Below are 20902 nucleotides of genomic sequence, written 5' to 3'. Positions count from 1 at the left end.
AAAAGATTGAAGACTTAAGCTGCAAAGCCTGTCTTCAATCTTTTCTTATTTTTATTCATACTATGCAATCACTTCAAAAACGGAAGCGGTCAGATTCTCCACATAGAAGGGTCTCTTATGACGACTATTTCCGACCAATAAACGTAGATGATCCGCATTCTCAAGGTAATAGGGCAGTCCACTTGCATTAAAAATGATTTCATAATGTTTTTCATCTTTAATCTCAAAAATGACGATACCACTGCCAGCAAAGGCTTCTCTTACAAAGACATGTTTGTAAATCTCTTCATAGGTTTGATAAGAAAATTCCTTCTGACTTGTCTTTAAGTGAATAATTTGCTTGATATAGTCAATACTCTCCTTATGTTGGCTGATCAATTCCCAATTCACTTGATTGACAGCATCGGGAGCATTGTAGCTATTCATTGCCCTGTCACGATCGCTAGGCAGGACTTGGCCCTCTTCGCCTGTTCCTACTAATTTTGTGCGGGAAAATTCTTGGCCCAATTCCATAAATGCCATACCCTGCATAAGCAAGTTCATAGCTGTTGCCAGCTCAATTCTTTTGGTCCGAGTGACCTCATCATCTTCTGGGTGCAAGTCAACCAGCAAGTCATGCAGATTGAAATTATCATGCGCCTCCACATAATTAAGAACTTGGCTTGGTGTCAAATAGGAGCCCAACTCACTACTACCCAAAATGGCTTTGGCTATGATATCCTCCGTCGCTTGTCCGCTCACATAACCAGCTTTCAGACCACCGTAGACTTCAGCTCCCTTTATCGCATCACGCTGGGTATCATTGAAAAAGCCAATCCGTGGCAGTTGATAAGCATTGTCCTTCTTAGCCTTGTCCTCTGGCATCAGGCCTGTTCCCATATCCCAACCTTCACCATAAAGCAAAATCCGTGGATCAATTTTATCCATTTCTTCTCGGATGATATTCATGGTGGTGACATCATGGATTCCCATCAGATCAAAACGGAAGCCATCCACATTGAATTCTTCTACCCAGTAGCGAAGTGAATCAATCATGAATTTGCGGAACATTTCATGCTCACTGGCCGTCTCGCTGCCGACTCCGGTACCATTTTGGAAAGAACCGTTGGGATTCATCCGGTAGTAATAATCGGGAACTGTTGACTGAAAGGCGGAGTCAAAGGTCGAATAAATATGATTGTAAACCACATCCAAGGTCACAGAAATCCCTGCATCGTGGTAAGCCTGAATCATGGTTTTCAAATCTCGGATGGCCTGACCTGGATCATCCGGATTAGAAGAAAAACTGGTTTCTGGTGCATTGTAGTTCTGTGGATCATAGCCCCAGTTATAAGTAACTTGGCCATTTTCGTCATAGTCCTTGTGTCGGTCAGAAACCGGCTGGAGCTGCACGACATTGATACCTAGATTGCGAATGTAATCAAAAGTAGTCTGATCTCCCTGACTATTTCTAGTGCCGCTTTGACAAGCACCTAAAAAAGTCCCTCGCAAATGTTCTGCGACACCTGAACTAGGCGATTTGCTAATATCTCGGATATGCATCTCATAGATGACCGCCTGATTCGGATTATCTAAACGCCAAGTTGCCTCCTTGCCTTGACATACCTTAAAACCAGCAACAGTCTTGTCCTGTTCGGTAACAATAGCTGAGCGCTTGCCATCTGGACTGGTGGCAATTGTATAAGGATCTCGCGTCAAAAAATGCTGGTTTTCAAAATGAACATGATACTGGTAGGCCTTGCCAGCTAAATCTTCTGGCACTTCTACTGACCAAACTCCGATTGTATTTTTAGCATGATCGTGCGAGTAAATCTCGCCCTTTTCCATAGGGAATTCTTTATAAACGGCTGCTTGATTATCAGAAGTTTCATAGACTAGCAATTCAACTTTTTTGGCTGTCGGAGCCCAAACTTTAAACTCATTTACCTGCCCCTGCAGACGATGCCCAAGCCAGCCTTGGTAGCCCCAGCATTCATCAAAATAATCCGACCGCATGGCCACATCGAAATTATGAGGACGTCGCCGCGAATATTGGTGGCTCGTCGTCGCCGCTTGCAAGGAATAGTAAACCTGATGATCTCCTTCAATCAACCAAACCTCTGTGGGCAAATGAACTGGCAATAAATCAATGTGGTAGTCGCAAGATTGGCTGGACCAGTCTGAACGCTTGACAATCACATGAGCCTGACTAAGAGGCTCCCAACTTTTAAAAGATAGTTCTCCCTGGATACCAAAATAATCTAGTTTAGAAAAAGGTGCTTCTTTTCCCCACTGATCTGTCTGCCACTGCCACAAATCATAAGAAAAGTAATCTCCCTTAGGATTGTGGTAATGGACAATGACTTTATAGTCTAGCATTTTCATTTATCTCTTCATTCTAATTTTTCTAAGGAAAGAGCGCTCTCATCGATTTCATCTATATTGGCGAAAAACTCCAGATGATTGTGCAAAACTTCCAATTCTACTGGTGTATCTCCTCCGTACTCACCGTCCAGATTCAACATAAAGGGTGCCTTTTTATCCAATACTTCTAGCTTCAATTTGCTGGTTTTCAGATATTCAACATTGGCATCCGTCACGTGTTGACCACCATTAATTGCCTGTATGATGAGACTAAGCATATCAAACAACTTAGCCGTTTTTACAAGAATCAAGGTGAAATTTCCATCGTCCAGTTTGGTATCTGGCGCTAGTTTTTCAAAGCCTCCGATAGAATTAGTCAAGGCTGCAAAGATAAGCGAAATCTTGCCCTCAAAAACACCATGGTCATGCTCAATCCGTACCTTACGGGATTTGGAGCGTGGCAGCATTTTAGCCCCTTCAGCTACATAAGCCAGATAGCCTAGACGGGTCTTGACTTCACTAGGGACACTATAAGTCAGCTCTGTCAGTGTACCTGCCGCCGCAATGTTGATAAAGTATTTGCTGCCATAAGCCCGGCCGATATCCATCTGAATCGTCTGGTTTTTTTCGATAATTCGAGCCGCAGCCACCGGATCTCCCATGGGAATTTTCAAGGCACGCGCATAATCATTGGTCGTACCAGTTGGGATGAAAGCCAGCTTGGGGCGCACATCTAAGCCTGCAACCCCGTTCACTACTTCATTGATAGTCCCATCTCCACCAGCTGCTATAACTAAATCAAAACCTGCTCTTGCTGCTCTTTCAGCTTCTCGCTGAGCAGAGAAAGGCTCTGGAGTCGTCTGGTAGGCACTGGTTTCATATCCCACATCCTCCAAGACATCCAAGACTTCGGCAATATTTTTTTTGATAATTTCCTGCCCAGAAGTTGGGTTATAAATTAATCTTGCTTTTTTTATTTTATTTTCCATACTCAGCCTCACAAGCTATCTAGCCAGTCCTCGTCTCGAATCTCGATCCCAAGTTCTTGAGCTTTGGTTAATTTGCTGCCTGCATCGCTACCTGCCACCACCAAATCTGTCTTTTTAGACACACTTCCAGCGACATTTGCACCCAAGCTCAGCAATTTTTCTTTAGCTTGATTCCGTGTTAATTTTTGTAATTTTCCGGTCAATACGACTGTTTTACCAGCGAGAGCGGCATCAGCTGCCACTTTCTCCCCTAGATAGTCTAGGTTGACGCCAGCTTCTTGCAATTCCCGCAAGAGAAGCTGACTACCTTCTTGCTCAAAGTAAGAATGTAGACTCTGAGCGATAACTGTCCCTAGGCTGTCAATGGAAGATATTTCCTCTTGACTGGCCTGTGACAACTTGATCATATCGTGGAATTTCTCCATCAAAATCCGGCTAGCCTTGCTTCCCACGTGACGGATTCCCAGACCAAAGAGCAATTTCTCTGCTGAGTTTTCCTTGGAAGCTTGAATGGCAGTATACAATTTATTCGCTGATTTTTCCTTAAAGCCGTCCAAGGTCAGCAAATCTTCTACAGAAAGTCGATAAATTCCAGCCACATCCTTGACCAAGGCCTTATCAAAGACCTTCTCGACCACTGCTGGACCAAGACCCGTGATGTTCATCGCATCCCGACTGGCAAAGTGGATCAAGCCTTCCTTGATCTGAGCTGGACAGAGAGGGTTGATACAACGCAGAGCCACTTCGTCCTCGAAATGCACCAGCTCACTCTCACAGCTCGGACAGTGACTTGGTATTTCCAAAGCCTCTTCTGAGACCCGCTTGGACTCCACCACGCGCAAAACAGCAGGAATAATATCCCCCGCTTTATAGACGATAACGGTGTCTTTCTGACGAATATCCTTCTCTGCAATATAGTCTACATTGTGCAAGGTTGCTCGGCTAACAGTCGTCCCCGCTAGCTGAACTGGCGTCAAGTTCGCCGTTGGAGTCACAACTCCCGTCCGGCCGACTGTCCAGTCAACAGACAGAAGCTGGGCTTCCTTTTCCTCAGCTGGAAACTTATAAGCGATGGCCCACTTAGGTGCCTTGACCGTAAAGCCAAGTTCTTCTTGCACCGCCAGGTCATTGACCTTGATGACAATACCGTCGATCTCATAAGGCAGACTGTCCCGCTCTTTGGCAATCTTTTCGATAAACTCCCAAACGGCATCAATCGAATCCGCTAGAAAATGAATCGGATTAACTGAGAAGTCCAAAGAAGCTAGCTTGTTCAAAACTGCTTCTTGGCTGCCGGCCTCAGTCGGACTGGCTTCTTGGTAAAGGAAGGTTGCTAGATTACGCTTGGCCACAACTGCTGTGTCCAACTGCCGCAAGGTTCCTGCTGCCGCATTGCGGGGATTGGCAAACTCAGGCTCGCCATTCTCCTGCCGCAGCTGATTAACCGCATCAAAGGAAGCCTTGGGCATGTAGCACTCTCCGCGTACCGTAATGTCCAGCGGCTCTTTCAAAGTCAGTGGAATATCCTTGACTCGCTTGAGATTCTCAGTGATGTTTTCTCCAACAGAGCCATCTCCCCGAGTCGCCCCTGCTACCAAGATTCCCTTTTCATAGGTCAGGGAAATAGAAAGTCCATCAATCTTGAGCTCACAAATATAGGAAACCTGAGGAAATTCCTTGCGAATCCGCTGGTCAAAGGCTAGTAATTCTTCACGTGAAAAAGCATCCTGCAAACTAAAGAGAGGATACTGGTGTGGATATTTTTCAAATCCTTCTAAAATCTTCCCACCCACCCGATGCGTTGGGCTATCAGGTAGGATATCAGTTAGGTACTTTTCTTCTAACTCCACTAACTCACGATAGAGTCTGTCATACTCGCTGTCTGATACACTTGGCCTATCTGCCGTATAATACTCATGAGCGTATCGATTGAGCAATTTGACTAATTCTGACATTCTTTCTTTCATACTTCTATTTTATCACAAATACACAAAATCTTCCTCTATTTGTTCCGAATTCTCACTAAAAAAGAGGACATAAAAAGAGCGGAAATCCGCTCTCTACTGTCTTATTTTGTCAAATCAATCCTTTTAGCAATCTGGTTAATAATGATAGCTCCAACAATCAAAGAAGCAAATTCTCCAATAGCCGTTGTGAACCAAGTCAGGAAGAATGGCAAGCCCTGCAAGAAATACAACTCTGCAGCGATTGTCACCATCGAAATAGAAAAGAAAATCGCAAAATAGAAGTGATCCAAACGAATCAAATCTTTAATCAGGTATTGATTCTTATAGCGACTAAAGAGGTAAACACCTAGTGATAGGAAGACTAAAGTTGACCAACCGCCGACAAAGACGTCAATAATTCCAAAGCTATAGAGATTGGCAATCATACAGCCGATGGTCACTCCCATGATATATTTCCGATTATAAAAGGCCATAAAGTTCATCATTTCAGAAATTCTGAACTGGTAAGCACCGTAGCTGATAGCATTTAAAGGGGGCGTAATCGTAAGGGCCACATAAATGGCAGCAACAATGGCAATCTGAACCAAATCACGGACTGATAAGTTTTCTTGTTTCATGTTTTCTCCTTTAGCGCATGAGCGCGTGTAATATGCTTGGCGAAAGAAGTTAAGCGCCAAGGGTTGCGTCAAACGGGAAAATTATCTCCCCAAAATCGACAACTTCACTAGTATAGCATAAATCCTAGAAATGTGATAGACTATGCTTATGAAAACTTTGATTAAAAAATTCTTTGACAATGAGGTTCTATCCTACCTCTTCTTTGGTGTGGCAACCACTGTCGTATCCGTTGTCAGTCGGATGCTCTGCTATGAACTGACGGGAAACGAACTACTGGCTACGATTATTGGTGATATTCTGGGTATTCTCTTTGCCTTTGTGACCAACGATACTATCGTTTTCAAGCAAAATAGACAGGGCTGGCCAGTGCGATTGGTCAAATTTTTCACAGCCCGCCTGGCTACTATGGCCTTGAATTTACTGCTAACCTTTATCTTTGTCACTAGCTTCCCGCAGATTATCGGTCAATTCGTCCACAACGATATTAAGATGGTCAACACCATTGAAACCTTGATAGCTCAAGTGCTGATTATCATTCTCAACTACGTCTTCAGCAAGATTTTTGTCTTTAAAAACAAGGCAAAATAAGATGACTCGGCTTACTCTCCTATAAAAACAAATCTGGACCAGATAATTCTGGTCCAATTTTATTTTATATTTCCAAACTTGGATACTCAGCTGTCAGATGAGTAATATCACCTTTGACACCAAAATAGTCCTCAATTAGAGTCTGGAGTTCCGTCATAGCTGATTTGGCACGCGCTGCCTGCTCTCCATTGATAGCCTCGATAACCAAGATAGCCTCCTTGGTCTCCTCTGTCAGCATGGTCCGCTGCGCTTCTCGCCAGTTAAGGCAACGGCAGACCGCTCCCTCATCATCATAGTAGATGATTTCTTCCGGTAAAGCTGGTGCATCAGTCTCAGATCCCAGTGGGAAAAAGGCTTCGCCACCCTTGGCCTTACCCAGATAAAGGCCACCGACAATCTTGTCCAAATCTTCACCGCCACATGGAACCGCATAAGAGAGGGAAACACTATTATAAATATCTACTAAAGGATTGATGGGGTTAAATTCCCGTCCTTGACTAACCCGCTTGAGTAGGGCTTCGATAGAGGAACGCGCTCCTTTTTTGGTCTTGAATTTGCTGAAAGCCTGCCGCCACTCCTGAATGACATCATTTTGAGTGAAATTCTCATCTGGAATAAAGTCTGCTGCTCGCTTTGCGCCCTTATCCAGCAGGGATTTAAAATAAGGATCCTTACTTTCATCCACTTTATTATCCAGCCCCTTGACCACTAAGACACTAATCTGCGCTTCTGGAAACAAAGCCCAAAATTCATTTTCAACTGCAATTTTCATGTTCTACCTCAATAATTTCTTTTCTGACCTTTTTTGACCAGCTCCCAGTCCTTGGTAATATTCTCTCGGACGCGAACTAGCAACTTTTCTAACTCTTTCCGCTCAGTTTCTGAAAATTTTTCCAACGCAACCTGCTCCGAATATTCGTTTTCCGCCAGGATGAAAGGATAGAGAGCCGCACCCTTTTCAGTGACGAACCATTCCTTGTTCTTGCGGTTATTGGCAGCTTGTCGCTGTTCCACTAATCCTTTGCTTTCAAGCTTCTTGACTGAACGAGCCACCGTCGAGCGATCTACCTTGAGCAAGTCTGACAGCTCCTCCTGGATAATCCCAGGATTCTCCGCAATCCGCACCAGATAGAGATACTGCCCCCGCGCCAAATCTATGTCACGAAACTCAATATTAGCGATGGAATCCAAGGCCCGAGCAATGATTCCAATCTCACGTAAAATTGACATACCTCCTCCTTCTGAAGATAGTATAACAGATTTTTATTGCAAATGCAATAAAAAATTATTCAGAAATACTTATCTTAGAAAAATTCTATATAGAACTAAACCCCCGCACAGAACTCTTCCGCCTTTCCCTTATCCAGACCATCAAAAAAGAGGCTAGGAAAAAGTCTTAGCCTCACTTTTGAATCATTACGCTAGGATAAATGATAAATGGGATAAGACCGTATTCAGTAGCTATCTTATCCAGATTATATAAGTAAAAGAGAAGGCAAATCGTTTGGAATATGTTTTAATCTCGGGTAGATCCGGTACTATCTGTTCGGAAGCTACAGCCAAAGCAAGCTCCTTCTTATCCTCCTAGTTCTCCTTTTTCAACTAATATTCGGCGTTGTTTGTTCAGTTCGCGGTCTCTGGCAATATCGTAATACAAGTCAAATTCTTCTTTGGTATTGACTGAATGTTCTTGATCATCCTTGCTAAGTTCGGCTGGAATCGTCAACCCTTCGTAAAGGTTTGTATTAGCTGGGACAAAAAGCTGATACAAATCGAGAAACTGTGGGACATCTCCATAAATCTCATCGTTATATATCTTAGAATCAATTAAGAGATAAAACTGTGAATCTTGCTTACTTAATAATTGATAAACTTTAGGCGCAGCTGTCTCCAAAACACTTCCCTTCAATACATCTTGACGAAAAGACAATTTATTTTGATTCCACAAATCATACGCTGTAGATGTTAACAAATTCGTCGTCATCTCTTTCAGTCTCTCTTTTAAAGGACCTAAATCTACCGACGGCGATTTAGGAAACTGTTGTATTTTTGTATCTTCCCATTCAATTTGCTTGATTTCTAAATTCAGCCATAATTGTTTTTTTTGTGATAGCTCCCATCCTCGTTTGTATACTTGTAACGGTATATAATCCTTACCATCCTTTTCGATAATACCACCAGTTTTTTCGGGTATATAATCAGGGTTATAGTCTTCTACAAGTTTATAAATATCGAGTTGACTCCCTTCCAATTTTCGATCACCTATTCGATAAATGGACATAGCATAATAAACTTCGGGATCCTCTTTTGGTAATTTTTGTGTCCCTCTATAGGTAGAATTATGGAAATAATCACGAACAATATAGCGTTGATTGGAGGCCCCATGAACGCCTAAAAAATTCTCAGCCACCTCTGGATTGTATTTGGCAAACAACCTGTCTTCTTCTGGATTCAGCGACTTCCAATGCACGGCCACTCCCCTGCCATCTTCTAAAAATTCATAAGAATCAATTTCCCATTTTCCTGTATAGTAATCCATATTTTCATATTTTTGGCGTTCTTGCTTGGCCCGCTCTGATTGTTGATAACTATGATAGCCCCATAGAAGCAGAACAGCCAACAGGACAGATCCGACTATTAGTAGTACTTTCTTCATTTCTCTCCCCCCTTCTGTTCTACATTCCTTATTATTTTCTTCTGAAGATCTGGATGTTTCTCCAACCAGGCATTCGCCTCTTGGCTGTTATGAATCTGAACATCTGAGGCTTTCCCATCATCATTACGTCCATAAACAGTTAGGATGTCTTCCCCCTTGGGTGCGAACCAATGAAGAAGGGTGTCAAACCACTCATCCGGTGTAACCTTATCTGGACGAACATAAAGTGACCAATTCTGATTGATGAGTTTATCTTCTAGGTCTGGATATAGACTATAGAGATTGATGTTAGGATCTGGGATGCTTCCTTCAAGCTTAGTTGTAGCTATCTCATTCGCAGGACGAAGATAACCTAGAGAACTTAAAACTTTAGAATAATTTGTTATACTTGCAGTATTTTTTATATCATCATCCATTCCAAACTTTGTGTCTTTTGGAAGATTCACCACTTCTTCCGTCTCCAAATTGAGATAGACTGTTTTGTAACTTCGATTCTCTTCATCCGTTAAATCTACAATTTTTAACCCAAAGTAGTGAGTGTCCTCAACGTAATACGAGCCAATCAGTCTTGTAGGAACGCCTTTCGGATTGTAGTTTCGCACTGCCTGAAAAAGGTCAATCTTTCGTTCAGGCAAGCCCTCCTCGTCTAAATTATACAAAATCAAGTTCCAATACTCTCCCTCCATCTGAAGGTGAGGGATTTCATGTATCTCTCCTTCTTTCTCTACTATAAAAGTCTTGTATTCATCTGTGATCGCATATGTTTTACTGACAAAGAAACTCCCTTTGTTTGTAGATGCAAGGACATATTGCTTCTTATCTCCAAATAGTTGAAAATCTGATTTTTCCCTGGCAGTTCCCATTCTATACTCTAGCTCCTTGGGTTTCTGACTTTGCTTCAAGAGAAGAAAGAAACAAGAGCCCGTTACGACTAGAAAAAGAAGAAGGAGTAACCCAATGACTTTCCGATTCTTAAATACATGTTTTTGCACTATTAGCTACCTCCTATTTCTTAACTCCAAATCAACTCCCTATCCCAACTAAATTGTTGAAATCTCAGACTGATTGATTTTAGACTCCATAAACTCATCTAAGATGAGAAGCACTCCCTCTCCCATTATACCATAAAAGGAGAGCGTCTTTCGCTCCCCTTACTCCTCTGGTAATTCCACTTTGAAACTCATATCTCTATTCTGCAACACCTCCTAAACAGCTAATAGAAAGACTAGACTATTATCAGGTGGAAAATAGAAATATATAAATTATACTTTAATTCTCCTCTTTCACCTATTATACATCTGTATCCTTATCTACTTGTGTCTTTTCATCAAATCTCAGAATAAGCTCACCACTACGGCTTTCAAAGTGCGATACAAAACGGCTTTGGATGCTTGCATTGAGGACAGCACCGACGATTAGCACCTTAGCAATCAGGATAAACCAAAACATGACAATCACAACCACCACTGAGCCGACAAAACGCACATCTAAAAAGCGATCCAGGTAAGCTTCAATATAAACAGCAAAAAGGTTCATGAGGCTATAAATGATAACAAGAACCAAGGTCGCACCTGGTAGCACATAGCGGATTTTGGGAATCTTCACATTGGGTAACGAAAAATAAAGCAGAATCAGCGAAAGAAAGAGCATCAGATAAATCGTAGGCTCTGTCATGGTCAGCAACTGCTGGTAGAGACCGCGGTCAAAGTGCCAGAAATTATAAAGAATCCCAACCAGCATTCGACCAAATAGGGTCAAAACGAGCGACAAGCCTAGTAGGACTTGCAAACCTAGACTCATGATAAAAGCAAAGATCCGCTCCCAGATAAGCCCCCGCCCTTGCTTCGTACCATAGCATTTATTAAAAGCCTTTTGCAAAAAAGTCATGCTCTGGGAAAAAGTCCACAGGGCAGACAGGATAGAAATACTCAGCAAACCTGTCGAAGGCTTGGTCAGCACATCGCGAACAACCTTGGCGATCGTCAGATACAATGATTCTGGCAGTAGGTCTTTCAGCGCAACCAATAGCTCATCTGGCCGAATTTGAAAATAGGGCAGAATATTTGCTGCAATCAATAACAAGGGAAAAATCGAAATCAGAAAATAATAGGCCACAGCAATGCTGGTAATATCTGCCTCCGACGCCTGATAAAAATGGAAAAAAGCTCTGAGAAATTCATTTTCTCTTATCTTTTTGATGAATCCTGTCACATCTCTCTCCTATTCAAAAAGACTGGGACAAGCCCAGCCCTCTATGCTTAATAAGTCCCTTCCTCGCCCTGGCTGGTTAGAATCACAGGACCATCTTTGGTAATGACAAATTGGTGCTCATATTGGCAAGAAAGACCGCCATCTAGGGTTTTATGTGCCCAACCGGTCTCAAAGTCCGTGTCAATTTCCCATGTACCTGTATTGATCATTGGCTCGACAGTCAGAACCATTCCCTCCCGTAGGCGCAGGCCACGTCCCGCACGGCCATAATGCGGCACCATTGGCTCCTCATGCATGGTTGGGCCAACCCCGTGACCAACCAAATCACGAACCACTCCATAGCCATGACTTTCAGCGTATTCTTGAATGGCTGCACCAATGTCTCCGATACGATTGCCAACTTGTGCAGCTGCAATTCCCTGGTAGAGACATTCCTTAGTCACATCCATGAGTTGCTGCGCTTCTGGACTAATCTGACCTACTGCATAAGCCCAGCAAGAGTCTGCGACACCACCACGGAAGCTTTCTGTATATTGCTTCATCTGCTCTACGTTGTTAAAGTCCAGCTTAGATACATCCAGCTCAGCCTTGTCGACTAAGCCAACAACCATGTCCACACAGATGATATCACCTTCTACCAATTTTTGATGGCGAGGAAAGGCGTGAGCCACCTCGTCATTAAGAGAACAACAAGTCGCATAAGGATAATCCATGATACTGCCCTCTACGCCAATCTGAAGGGGCAAGGCATTAGCTTCTTTACAGCGCTTGCGGACATATTCTTCAATGTCCCACATGTCAATACCTGGCTTGATCAAATCTCTCAAGCCGATATGAACAGAAGCTAAGAAATCTCCGCTCTTGTCCATTAAATCAATCTCACGTTGTGATTTTATAGTAATCATTATTAACCTCTTTATTAAGTAATTTTTACAGTAATCGTTGCTTTGGCAACGATGAGCGAATCTAAGTAGATATCATAGTCAATCACTGCTGTCCGCCGCGTCTGATGAATAATACGTGGCCGAATCTGCAGGACATCATCAATCTGAACAGCCTGAAAGAAATGAATCATCATCTGATCAACGATTAAGCTCTGGCTATTCGTCGTCATCAACTGCTGCGTAATCCGAGTGATCATTTCCGTCAGGACGCCATTAGCCAAGACTCTATTTTGCTCCAGCATGAAAGGCTCGACAGTAAATGAAAAAATATCCTCTTGGCGATGAAGCTTCTGGCCCACCTGCTCACTGAAGGTCGGCAAACTAGAAATCTGAGAGCGACTCATTTTCTCCATAATATCCCGACGAGTAATCACCCCAAGGAGAGTCTGATTGCCACGCACTACCGGAATCATCTCAAAATCCTCTGCAATCATGCGCTGACTGATATTGGCAATATTTGCTGAAAGACCAGTCATGAAGATTTTCCGGGTCATAACCTTATCCAAGGTAGTCAAAGGAGATTTATCTCCCGCATCCCGCATCGTCACGACACCAACCAGCATTTGATGCTGATTAACGACTGGAAAACGACTAGTGCGGTTACGACGAACCAAGTCTAGATAGTCACGAACGGTATCTGTATCATGCAAGAAACCATATTCGTGACTAGCCCTATAAACCTGTTCTACTGTCAAAATATCAGTTTTAATCTGGATATTGGACAGGGCGCGGTTAATCATGGTCGCCACGGTATAGGTATCGTGCTTGGTTCTTAGGACGGGAATTTCAATACGATTGGCCAATTTTAAAACCTCTGGATCGACTTCAAATCCTCCCGTTACCAGCACGGCATTCTCATTCTCAAGAGCCAAAATCTGAATCTGCGTTCGATCCCCGACAATAAGAAGACCGCCTTCGTTTAAGTAACGTAGGATATTTTGCTCGGTCATAGCTCCGATGGAGAACTTGTTAAATTCTTTTTCCAGTCCCTTTTCGCCGGCAAGCACCTCTGAACCAGTAATATCCGCAATTTCCTTGTAGGTCAGGTGCTCTAAAACAACTTTCTTCGACTTCACTCGGATAGTCCCACTTCTGGGTCTGGTTTCGACAATTCCTCTATTTTCAGCTTCCTTGATCGCTCGGTAGGCAGTTCCGTCGCTGACCCCCAAGTAATTTGAAATACTCCGAACACTGACTCGCTTGCCAATTGGAAGATTTTCAAGATAAGCCAAAATTTCCTGGTGTTTACTCATTGAAATCTCCTTTTTCGTAGCGATATTCGGTGTAATCTCTCATCTTTCTCGTATAGCGGTCGCTCCCCTTAAACTGGCGGAAGAGCTTAAAACCAGCTTTCAGTGCAACTTTCTGACTAGCAATATTCTCTTCATGCGTGATGATGGTCAGACGCTTAAAATCGAATTTCGTAAAGGAAAGAAAAACTAATTCACGAACAACTTCGGTCATCAGGCCCTGTCCCCAGTAGTCTTTCCTCAAAAAATATCCTAGTTCAGCTTCTTTTTTTATCTCATCCATTTTCTCAAATTTAATGGAACCAATCATTTCATTCGTTTCTTTATCACAAATTGCCCAGATTCCCAAGGGATTTTTCATAAAATAATTGGCGATGACATATTCACTTTCCTGCAAACTACTTTCAGTCGGAAAAATAAATTCGGTATTATCCGGATTAGAAGCAATTTTATAAAGGGATTCTGCATCTCCAAAAAGAATCGGGCGTAAAAAGGAATGCTCCGTTTCAATAAAAGAAAAAGCTGCTAGCTGTGTCCACAAATTCATAGACTTCCCCTATAAAAAATAAGCGATGAACGCTTATTCTTCGATGAGCTGGATGTCCGCACCCAGCCTTCTTAATTTTTCAATAATATTGGAATAACCGCGTAAAATAAATTCAATATTGGTAATCTCTGTTCGGCCTTGAGCCATCAGACCAGCAATCACCAAGGCTGCACCCGCACGCAAATCCGTTGCCTTCACAGAAGCACCTTGCAGCTGATTTGGTCCTTCATAGACGATTTGATTGCTAGCGGTTGAGATTTTACCAGTCATTTTTGCCAATTCAGCGACATGGTTGACCCGTTTCTCATAGATGGTATCAACGATTTTTCCATGGCCATGAGCTGTCAGCAAAAGCGGAGTGATTGGCTGCTGCAAATCCGTAGCAAAGCCAGGATAAGGCGAAGTCTTGATGTTAATAGCTTTTAAATCCTTCTGCCCTTCTACAAAGATGCTGTCTTCTGAAATGGTCATGCGCACACCCATTTCCTCTAGCTTCGCAATGAAACTTTCTAAATGTTCATAAAGAACATTATTGATCTGGACACCTTGTCCAATTGCTGCCGCTAAGGAAATATAGGTCCCAGCTTCAATCCGATCCGGAATAACCTGATGACGCGTGCCATGAAGGCTATCTATACCTTCAATCGTGATGATGTCAGTCCCAGCCCCACGAATATGAGCTCCCATATTATTAAGCAGCGTAGCTACATCGATGATTTCTGGCTCACGCGCCGCATTTTCAATCACCGTACGCCCCTCAGCCTTGACTGCGGCCAACATCGTATTAATCGTGGCACCGACACTAACGGTATCCATATAAATACTAGCTCCAGCCAAGCGCTTGCCACCCGTTGACAATTTCATGTAATTGCCTTCCATGGTCATATGAGCGCCCATCGCTTCAAAAGCCTTGAGATGGAGATCAATCGGACGAGGTCCAAGGTCACAACCTCCAGGAAGACCAACTGTCGCTTCTCCAAAACGCCCTAGCAAACTTCCATAGAAATAGTAAGATGCTCGTAAACTATTGATTTTACCAGATGGCATCGGCATATTCTTGATGTTTCTAGGATCAACCTCCAAGCAATCGCCAGACCGCTTGACAGTCGCTCCCATGATTTCCATGATTTCGATGAGGCTATCAACATCCGAAATCGCCGGCACACCATCTAAAGTAACAACATTATCAGCTAAAATAATAGCTGGGATAAGGGCCACAACACTATTTTTGGCACCATTAATAGTCACCTCTCCTTTTAAAGGGCGACCACCATTAATTACAATTTTTTTCATGTTTTAAAATTTAGCTCTTTCACGGTATTACTCTTTATTATATCATAGTTTTATCCATTTTCCTAGACAAAAAAGCCCTCAGTTTAAACCGAGAGCTATTATTTTATTGCAAAGCTGCTTGGAGCGCAGCTACCTTGTCTGTACGTTCCCAAGGAAGATCGATATCTGTCCGACCCATATGACCGTAAGCAGCAGTTTGACGATAGATTGGGCGTTTCAAATCCAACATTTGGATAATACCTGCCGGACGCAAATCAAAAATTTGGCGGACAGCATTCTGAAGTCTGCTTTCAGAAACTACGCCGGTTCCAAAAGTATCAATGCGGACTGAAACAGGCTGAGCTACCCCAATAGCATAGGCTAACTGCACTTCTACTTTTTTAGCCAAACCAGCAGCTACGATATTTTTAGCGATATAACGAGCCGCGTAAGACGCAGAGCGATCGACCTTGGTTGCATCCTTACCAGAGAAGGCACCACCGCCGTGGCGAGAATAGCCACCATAGGTATCCACAATAATCTTACGTCCTGTCAAGCCAGAGTCTCCTTGCGGGCCACCGATAACAAAGCGGCCAGTAGGATTGATAAAGACCTTGGTCTGACCATCCAAGTATTCACTTGGAATCACCTGAGCAATCACCTTTTGGATAACATCCTGATGAATCTGTTCATTGCTGACTTCAGGATCATGCTGAGTAGAAATAACTACCGTATCTACACGAATTGGGCGATCATTTTCATCGTATTCTACCGTAACCTGAGACTTGGCATCTGGTCGCAGATAAGACAATTCACCTGATTTGCGCAGTTCTGCCAAACGATGCACCAGTTTATGACTGAGAGAAATAGGCAATGGCATGAGCTCTGGCGTTTCATCCACCGCAAAACCAAACATAAGGCCTTGGTCACCAGCCCCAATCAAATCCAACGGATCTTTTTGTGCATTTCCTCGAACTTCAAAAGCTTCATTGACCCCTTGAGCAATATCTGGCGACTGCTCCACCAAAGATGGATGGACGCCAACTGTCTCTGCAGAAAAGCCATACTCTGTATTGGTGTAGCCAATCTCTGCGATGGTATCACGAACTACCCGATTGATATCTACATAGGCTGTAGTGGAAATTTCTCCAAAAACATGGACGGATCCTGTATAAACAGCAGTTTCAGCTGCAACATGAGCCTCTGGATCCTGAGCTAAAATAGCATCCAAAATAGCATCGGAAATTTGGTCTGCAATCTTATCGGGATGTCCCTCCGATACAGATTCAGACGTGAAAAGTTTACGTTCTGACATAGAAATGTCCCCCCTTAAAAAATATTAAACAAGTAAACAAACTCCAAAATGATTTAAAATCATCTCGCCCATGAGTTACGAAGCGTAAGAAATAAAAACGATATTTTTTTATTCCTGAAACTAGTAAGGCGCATAGGATGACCGCAATATATCGGCAACCGTTGAATGACGAGTGACTTTGGAGCCGTCATTGTTTGCGAGTTACAAAGTACTGATAGAAGTTTCCTACCATCTTATCGGGACTATATAACCTCTCCATTATATCATGATTTTTAGAATTATGCTGAATCATTTTCAAAAGAAAAGCTATAGTTCAAAACTATAACTTTATCATTTAGATTTATTCGATCTAAGCGGATGATTAGTGCTAAACATTTCAAGCAAACTATACCAACTCCGTCTGAGCAATAGCCTCTTTCACATCTTCTAGCGGCAAATGTACCAGTTCCACTTCTTTTTCCTTGTAAAGGTACTGAGCATAATCATCTATGCGATATTGGTTGATGTAGACCACGCGCTTACAACCAACCTGAAGCAGTTGCTTGGTACAGTTTAAACAAGGAAAATGAGTCACATAAGCCGTAAATCCCTTAGGAACGCCCCTCTCAGCTCCCTGCAAAATTGCATTGACCTCTGCATGCAAGGTTCGCACGCAATGACCATCGATGACCAAACACTCATGATCAATACAGTGCTCTGTTCCTGAAACGGAGCCGTTGTAGCCGGTCGATATGACCTTATTATCCTTGACTAAGACCGCACCGACCTTGGCACGCTTACAGGTCGAACGATTGGCAATCAAAAGTGCCTGTGCTGCAAAGTATTCATCCCAAGCTAGCCGATTTGACATCATCATTCAGTCCTCCATCCATTCTCATTATATTATACTAAAACACTTGGCGATTGTCATCCTGACAAGAAAAAAGTTGAAACAATGTTTCAACTTTTTGTATTCTTATTTAGCAAGTTTAGCCTTAGCTGCATCTGCAAGAGCTGTGAAAGCTGCTGCATCGTTAACAGCCAAGTCAGCAAGCATTTTACGGTTCACTTCGATCTCAGCCAATTTCAAACCATGCATCAATTGTGAGTATGAAAGTCCGTTCAAACGAGCTGCCGCATTGATACGAGTGATCCACAATTTACGGAAGTCACGTTTTTTCTGACGACGGTCACGGTATGCATAGTAGTAAGAGTTCATTACTTGCTCTTTTGCAGTACGGAACAAGATGTGTTTTGCTCCATAGTAACCTTTAGCTAATTTTAAAATACGTTTACGACGTTTGCGTGATACAACGCCACCTTTAACACGTGCCATGTTTTATTTCCTCCAAATATTTCCTAGATAATTGTTACAAAATCTCTTATTTAAGACCTGTAAGCATTGCTTTGATACGTTTGAAATCTCCTGCATGCACCATAGATGCTTTACGAAGATGACGACGTTGTTTTTTAGTTTTTCCGTGGAAACGGTGAGAAGTGTAAGCACGGAAACGCTTCAAGCCACCAGAACCTGTACGTTTGAAACGTTTAGCTGATGCGCGGTGTGTTTTTTGTTTTGGCATGATAAAATCTCCTTTTTCTAACTTTTTGACAGTTTATTTTTTGTCACTAATCGGTGCCATTTGCATGAACATTTGACGTCCATCCATCTTAGGCTTTTGCTCAATGATAGCAACATCTTGAGTTGCTTCAGCAAAGTCTGCCAAGACCTTAGCTCCAATTTCTTTATGGGTAATCATCCGGCCTTTAAAGCGAATGGATACCTTAACTTTATTTCCTTTTTCAAGGAACTTGCGTGCGTTACGAAGTTTTGTATCAAAATCCCCCTTATCAATGGTAGGACTGAGACGTACTTCTTTCACAGTGACAACGCTTTGTTTTTTACGTTGTTCTTTCTGCTTTTTCTGGTACTCAAACTTGAACTTACCATAGTCCATAATTTTCGCAACAGGTGGTTTAGCTTGTGGCTGAATCAGGACTAAATCGACATTTGCTTCATCCGCAAGAGATTGCGCTTCGCTAAGCGGTTTAATACCTAATTGTTCGCCGTCAAGACCGATCAACCGAACTTCACGCACACGAATTTCATCATTGATGAATAAGTCTTGTTTTGCTATGGTTTTCACCTCTTTTTTTATTTTTCGAGAAAAACAAGTGCGGACCTGCTAACGCAAACCCGCACTACATGATAGTATTTCATCACTGAAACTGAATCCTGTAGAGCCAGACAACGTTAGTCGCAAGGCGAGAAGTTCTCACTTCTGCTTTTCTCAACTCCACTATCATATCAAGTTTCTTTTTATTTGTCAATAATTTTTTTTGCTTTTTCTTCAATAAATTTGACAACTTCTGCAATTCCAATGCCTGTCGTATCAAAATGGATGGAGTCAGCCGCTGGTTTCAAGGGTGATACTTCGCGATGACTATCCTTGTAGTCCCGCTCCGCTATTTCTTTTTTTAGAGTTTCCAAATCAGCTGGAATCCCTTTTTCAAGATTTTCTTTGTAGCGGCGTTCTGCTCTTTCCTCAACTGAAGCAACTAGAAAAATCTTCAACTCTGCATCTGGCAAGACGACCGTTCCAATATCACGGCCATCCATGACGATGCCGCCCTGTGCAGCAATCAACTGCTGCAAATGAACCAATTTTTCACGCACTTCCGGGATAGCTGATACCCACGACACATTATTGGTTACTTCATTATCTCGAATCGGATGAGTAACATCAACATCTCCTACAAACACTAGCTGCTCACCACTCTCCGAACGACCAAAACTAACCGAATAAGTCTCGAGCAAAGTTACGATCTTATCTGCATCATTTTCAGTCAGATGATTTCGCAGAGCCAGATAAGTGGCTGCGCGGTACATGGCACCCGTATCCAAATAGGTATAATTAAAATCTTTGGCAATAATCTTTGCAACAGTGGATTTCCCACTTGACGCAGGTCCATCAATCGCAATCTGAATCTGTTTCATAACCCGCTCCTACTGAATCTTAACAATATCACCTGGGTTGGCATACCAAGAACCAGTAGACATGTGCGACGGATTTAATTGCTCCAATTTTGCAATAGAGATACCTGCACGCGCTGCAATCGCAGCTTCTCCTTCACCAGGCTGAACAGTCAAGGTACCTTCTGAAGACTGAGTTGGCTTTTCTTCTGATTCACTTGGTTGCTCTGATGGAGCTGGTTGTTCCGCACTGCTACTTGAAGATGCAGCTGCATTAGAAGTACCATAAAATCCATCCATAACGGTCTTTTTATTACTTCCACCAGTAGATAGGTAGGCGAAAAAGAGTGCCATAGCAATGACCATCACTAGAAAAATAGCTGCTAATATGGTCAGCCAGCGATCAACTTTACTCGCCTGACTTTTCTTTCTGCGATTCAATTTCTCTGCTCCATTATCATATACATCTGCTTCCCATGGTTCTTTTTCCATGACTTCCTCCTTGAGTTTTTCTAAAAATCTTATTACAATATGAGTATGAAAGTTACACTCATTCCCGAACGTTGCATTGCTTGCGGACTCTGCCAGACCTACTCAGATCTCTTTGATTATCATGATAATGGCATTGTCAAATTTTATCAAGACGACCAGCTCTTAGAGAAAGAGGTTGATAGTCAGCCTGAGATTCTCGAGGCTATTAAAAACTGTCCAACCCGAGCTTTACTAAAAGACTAATTTTTCTTAGATTGGTCACCATAGTAGACCTCAAAATAATCTAGAAGAGTCAGATTGTCTACTAATTCCACTTCGCCTTTAAAATGCTCATTTAAAGCTAGGGCGTTAACAAAATATTTTTTTGGCCACTTCCGCATACAGAAGGTCCTGCTACGACTCTTCCCTATAAAATGAAGGGTGATAGACGTTTTTGTTACTTCTAGCTTCTCAATCGTTGAAATATCAATCTTGATTGGCGTGAAAGGATTTGCCGTAATAATGCGCAAAATGCCGTCATCATAAATCGTGAAATATCTATGCACACCAATAGCCAGTAAGACCATAAACAAAAAGAATGAAAAGAGGACAAGAGTCGGAACACTGGAGCTTTCGTACATCAAGGCCAGTCCTATAAAAATCGGAATGACTGACAAAGACCAATAAATCACTAACACTGACATTTCTGGTTGCCAATGATAGCGTACTTTCCCAAAAATCTTTATCATATCTTCACCCCCTTACTACTAGTTTAGCA

23 protein-coding genes, 1 riboswitch and 1 other annotated feature are annotated in these 20902 nt (G+C 42.5%); of the genes, 2 read left to right on the top strand and 21 right to left on the bottom strand.

The features are described from left to right. Positions 1–60 precede the first annotated feature (60 nt). From pulA to O3644_RS01535, 4 genes are all read right to left on the bottom strand, one after another. Positions 61–2358 carry a type I pullulanase gene (gene pulA / locus O3644_RS01550; RefSeq protein ID WP_048765226.1) on the bottom strand — a complete coding sequence of 766 codons (2298 nt, stop codon included), beginning with the start codon at positions 2356–2358 and terminating at the stop codon, positions 61–63. Positions 2359–2372: 14 nt separating this feature from the next. Continuing rightward, positions 2373–3332 (bottom strand): diacylglycerol kinase family lipid kinase, encoded by a 960-nt coding sequence (locus O3644_RS01545; RefSeq protein WP_048765144.1) that lies wholly within the window; start codon positions 3330–3332, stop codon positions 2373–2375. A gap of 8 nt (positions 3333–3340) precedes the next feature. Further along, complete coding sequence (ligA, locus tag O3644_RS01540) at positions 3341–5299, bottom strand: NAD-dependent DNA ligase LigA (protein ID WP_371594892.1); 1959 nt, start codon at positions 5297–5299, stop codon at positions 3341–3343. Between the two features lie 101 nt (positions 5300–5400). Continuing rightward, positions 5401–5916 carry a QueT transporter family protein gene (locus O3644_RS01535; protein ID WP_371594891.1) on the bottom strand — a complete coding sequence of 172 codons (516 nt, stop codon included), beginning with the start codon at positions 5914–5916 and terminating at the stop codon, positions 5401–5403. After that, positions 5914–6036: riboswitch (PreQ1 riboswitch) on the bottom strand. It overlaps the preceding gene by 3 nt. 28 nt (positions 6037–6064) lie before the next feature. Between O3644_RS01535 and O3644_RS01530 the strand changes: the two genes are divergently transcribed. Beyond that, positions 6065–6505 carry a GtrA family protein gene (locus O3644_RS01530; protein WP_048765229.1) on the top strand — a complete coding sequence of 147 codons (441 nt, stop codon included), beginning with the start codon at positions 6065–6067 and terminating at the stop codon, positions 6503–6505. A gap of 64 nt (positions 6506–6569) precedes the next feature. On the opposite strand, the gene O3644_RS01525 is transcribed toward O3644_RS01530, so the two are convergent. The 16 genes from O3644_RS01525 to O3644_RS01450 form a co-directional block, all read right to left on the bottom strand. Next, on the bottom strand, positions 6570–7277 hold the full coding sequence (locus tag O3644_RS01525) for a B3/4 domain-containing protein (protein ID WP_371594890.1): 708 nt from the start codon (positions 7275–7277) through the stop codon (positions 6570–6572). A gap of 8 nt (positions 7278–7285) precedes the next feature. Further along, positions 7286–7735, bottom strand: a complete 450-nt coding sequence (locus O3644_RS01520) for a MarR family winged helix-turn-helix transcriptional regulator (protein WP_048765155.1) — start codon at positions 7733–7735, stop codon at positions 7286–7288. A 346-nt stretch (positions 7736–8081) separates the two neighbouring features. Next, positions 8082–9161, bottom strand: a complete 1080-nt coding sequence (locus O3644_RS01515) for a hypothetical protein (protein ID WP_371594889.1) — start codon at positions 9159–9161, stop codon at positions 8082–8084. Continuing rightward, positions 9158–10063, bottom strand: coding sequence for a hypothetical protein (locus O3644_RS01510; RefSeq protein WP_371594888.1), 906 nt, complete (start codon positions 10061–10063; stop codon positions 9158–9160). The genes O3644_RS01515 and O3644_RS01510 overlap by 4 nt, the downstream gene beginning before the upstream one ends. Positions 10064–10451: 388 nt before the next feature. Further along, positions 10452–11372: a YihY/virulence factor BrkB family protein gene (locus O3644_RS01505; protein ID WP_048765162.1), complete on the bottom strand. Its 921-nt coding sequence runs from the start codon at positions 11370–11372 to the stop codon at positions 10452–10454. 47 nt (positions 11373–11419) lie between these two features. Then, positions 11420–12277, bottom strand: coding sequence for a methionyl aminopeptidase (locus O3644_RS01500; RefSeq protein WP_048765163.1), 858 nt, complete (start codon positions 12275–12277; stop codon positions 11420–11422). A 14-nt stretch (positions 12278–12291) separates the two neighbouring features. After that, on the bottom strand, positions 12292–13569 hold the full coding sequence (gene spxR / locus O3644_RS01495) for a CBS-HotDog domain-containing transcription factor SpxR (protein ID WP_371594886.1): 1278 nt from the start codon (positions 13567–13569) through the stop codon (positions 12292–12294). Then, a complete protein-coding gene (locus tag O3644_RS01490; RefSeq protein ID WP_045499509.1) occupies positions 13562–14113 on the bottom strand; it encodes a GNAT family N-acetyltransferase in 552 nt (183 codons plus the stop codon). The genes spxR and O3644_RS01490 overlap by 8 nt, the downstream gene beginning before the upstream one ends. A gap of 33 nt (positions 14114–14146) precedes the next feature. Then, on the bottom strand, positions 14147–15406 hold the full coding sequence (locus tag O3644_RS01485; RefSeq protein ID WP_371594885.1) for a UDP-N-acetylglucosamine 1-carboxyvinyltransferase: 1260 nt from the start codon (positions 15404–15406) through the stop codon (positions 14147–14149). A 103-nt stretch (positions 15407–15509) separates the two neighbouring features. Next, positions 15510–16700, bottom strand: a complete 1191-nt coding sequence (gene metK / locus O3644_RS01480; RefSeq protein WP_371594884.1) for a methionine adenosyltransferase — start codon at positions 16698–16700, stop codon at positions 15510–15512. A 385-nt stretch (positions 16701–17085) separates the two neighbouring features. Beyond that, on the bottom strand, positions 17086–17553 hold the full coding sequence (locus O3644_RS01475; RefSeq protein WP_048765231.1) for a cytidine/deoxycytidylate deaminase family protein: 468 nt from the start codon (positions 17551–17553) through the stop codon (positions 17086–17088). A 102-nt stretch (positions 17554–17655) separates the two neighbouring features. Continuing rightward, positions 17656–18015, bottom strand: a complete 360-nt coding sequence (gene rplT, locus O3644_RS01470) for a 50S ribosomal protein L20 (RefSeq protein WP_005590588.1) — start codon at positions 18013–18015, stop codon at positions 17656–17658. Between the two features lie 46 nt (positions 18016–18061). Continuing rightward, the gene (gene rpmI / locus O3644_RS01465; RefSeq protein ID WP_005590589.1) at positions 18062–18262 is read right to left on the bottom strand and encodes a 50S ribosomal protein L35; all 201 of its coding nucleotides are present in this window, start codon (positions 18260–18262) and stop codon (positions 18062–18064) included. Between the two features lie 33 nt (positions 18263–18295). Next, a complete protein-coding gene (infC, locus tag O3644_RS01460; RefSeq protein ID WP_015604487.1) occupies positions 18296–18826 on the bottom strand; it encodes a translation initiation factor IF-3 in 531 nt (176 codons plus the stop codon). Positions 18827–18842: 16 nt separating this feature from the next. Beyond that, positions 18843–18973 (bottom strand) — a sequence feature (ribosomal protein L20 leader region). A gap of 26 nt (positions 18974–18999) precedes the next feature. Further along, positions 19000–19677, bottom strand: coding sequence for a (d)CMP kinase (cmk, locus tag O3644_RS01455; protein WP_371594883.1), 678 nt, complete (start codon positions 19675–19677; stop codon positions 19000–19002). 9 nt (positions 19678–19686) lie between these two features. Further along, on the bottom strand, positions 19687–20145 hold the full coding sequence (locus tag O3644_RS01450; RefSeq protein ID WP_048765175.1) for an SAG1386/EF1546 family surface-associated protein: 459 nt from the start codon (positions 20143–20145) through the stop codon (positions 19687–19689). Between the two features lie 45 nt (positions 20146–20190). On the opposite strand from O3644_RS01450, the gene O3644_RS01445 reads away from it, so the two are divergent. After that, a complete protein-coding gene (locus tag O3644_RS01445; RefSeq protein WP_312023730.1) occupies positions 20191–20388 on the top strand; it encodes a ferredoxin in 198 nt (65 codons plus the stop codon). Here the strand turns inward: O3644_RS01445 and O3644_RS01440 are convergent. Continuing rightward, positions 20385–20873: an EbsA family protein gene (locus O3644_RS01440; RefSeq protein ID WP_371594882.1), complete on the bottom strand. Its 489-nt coding sequence runs from the start codon at positions 20871–20873 to the stop codon at positions 20385–20387. The genes O3644_RS01445 and O3644_RS01440 overlap by 4 nt on opposite strands. Positions 20874–20902: the final 29 nt, after the last annotated feature.

The sequence above is a fragment of the Streptococcus sp. 27098_8_113 genome (assembly GCF_041432545.1).
GTDB lineage: Bacteria > Bacillota > Bacilli > Lactobacillales > Streptococcaceae > Streptococcus.
This window is presented reverse-complemented; position numbering and strand designations above follow the sequence as displayed.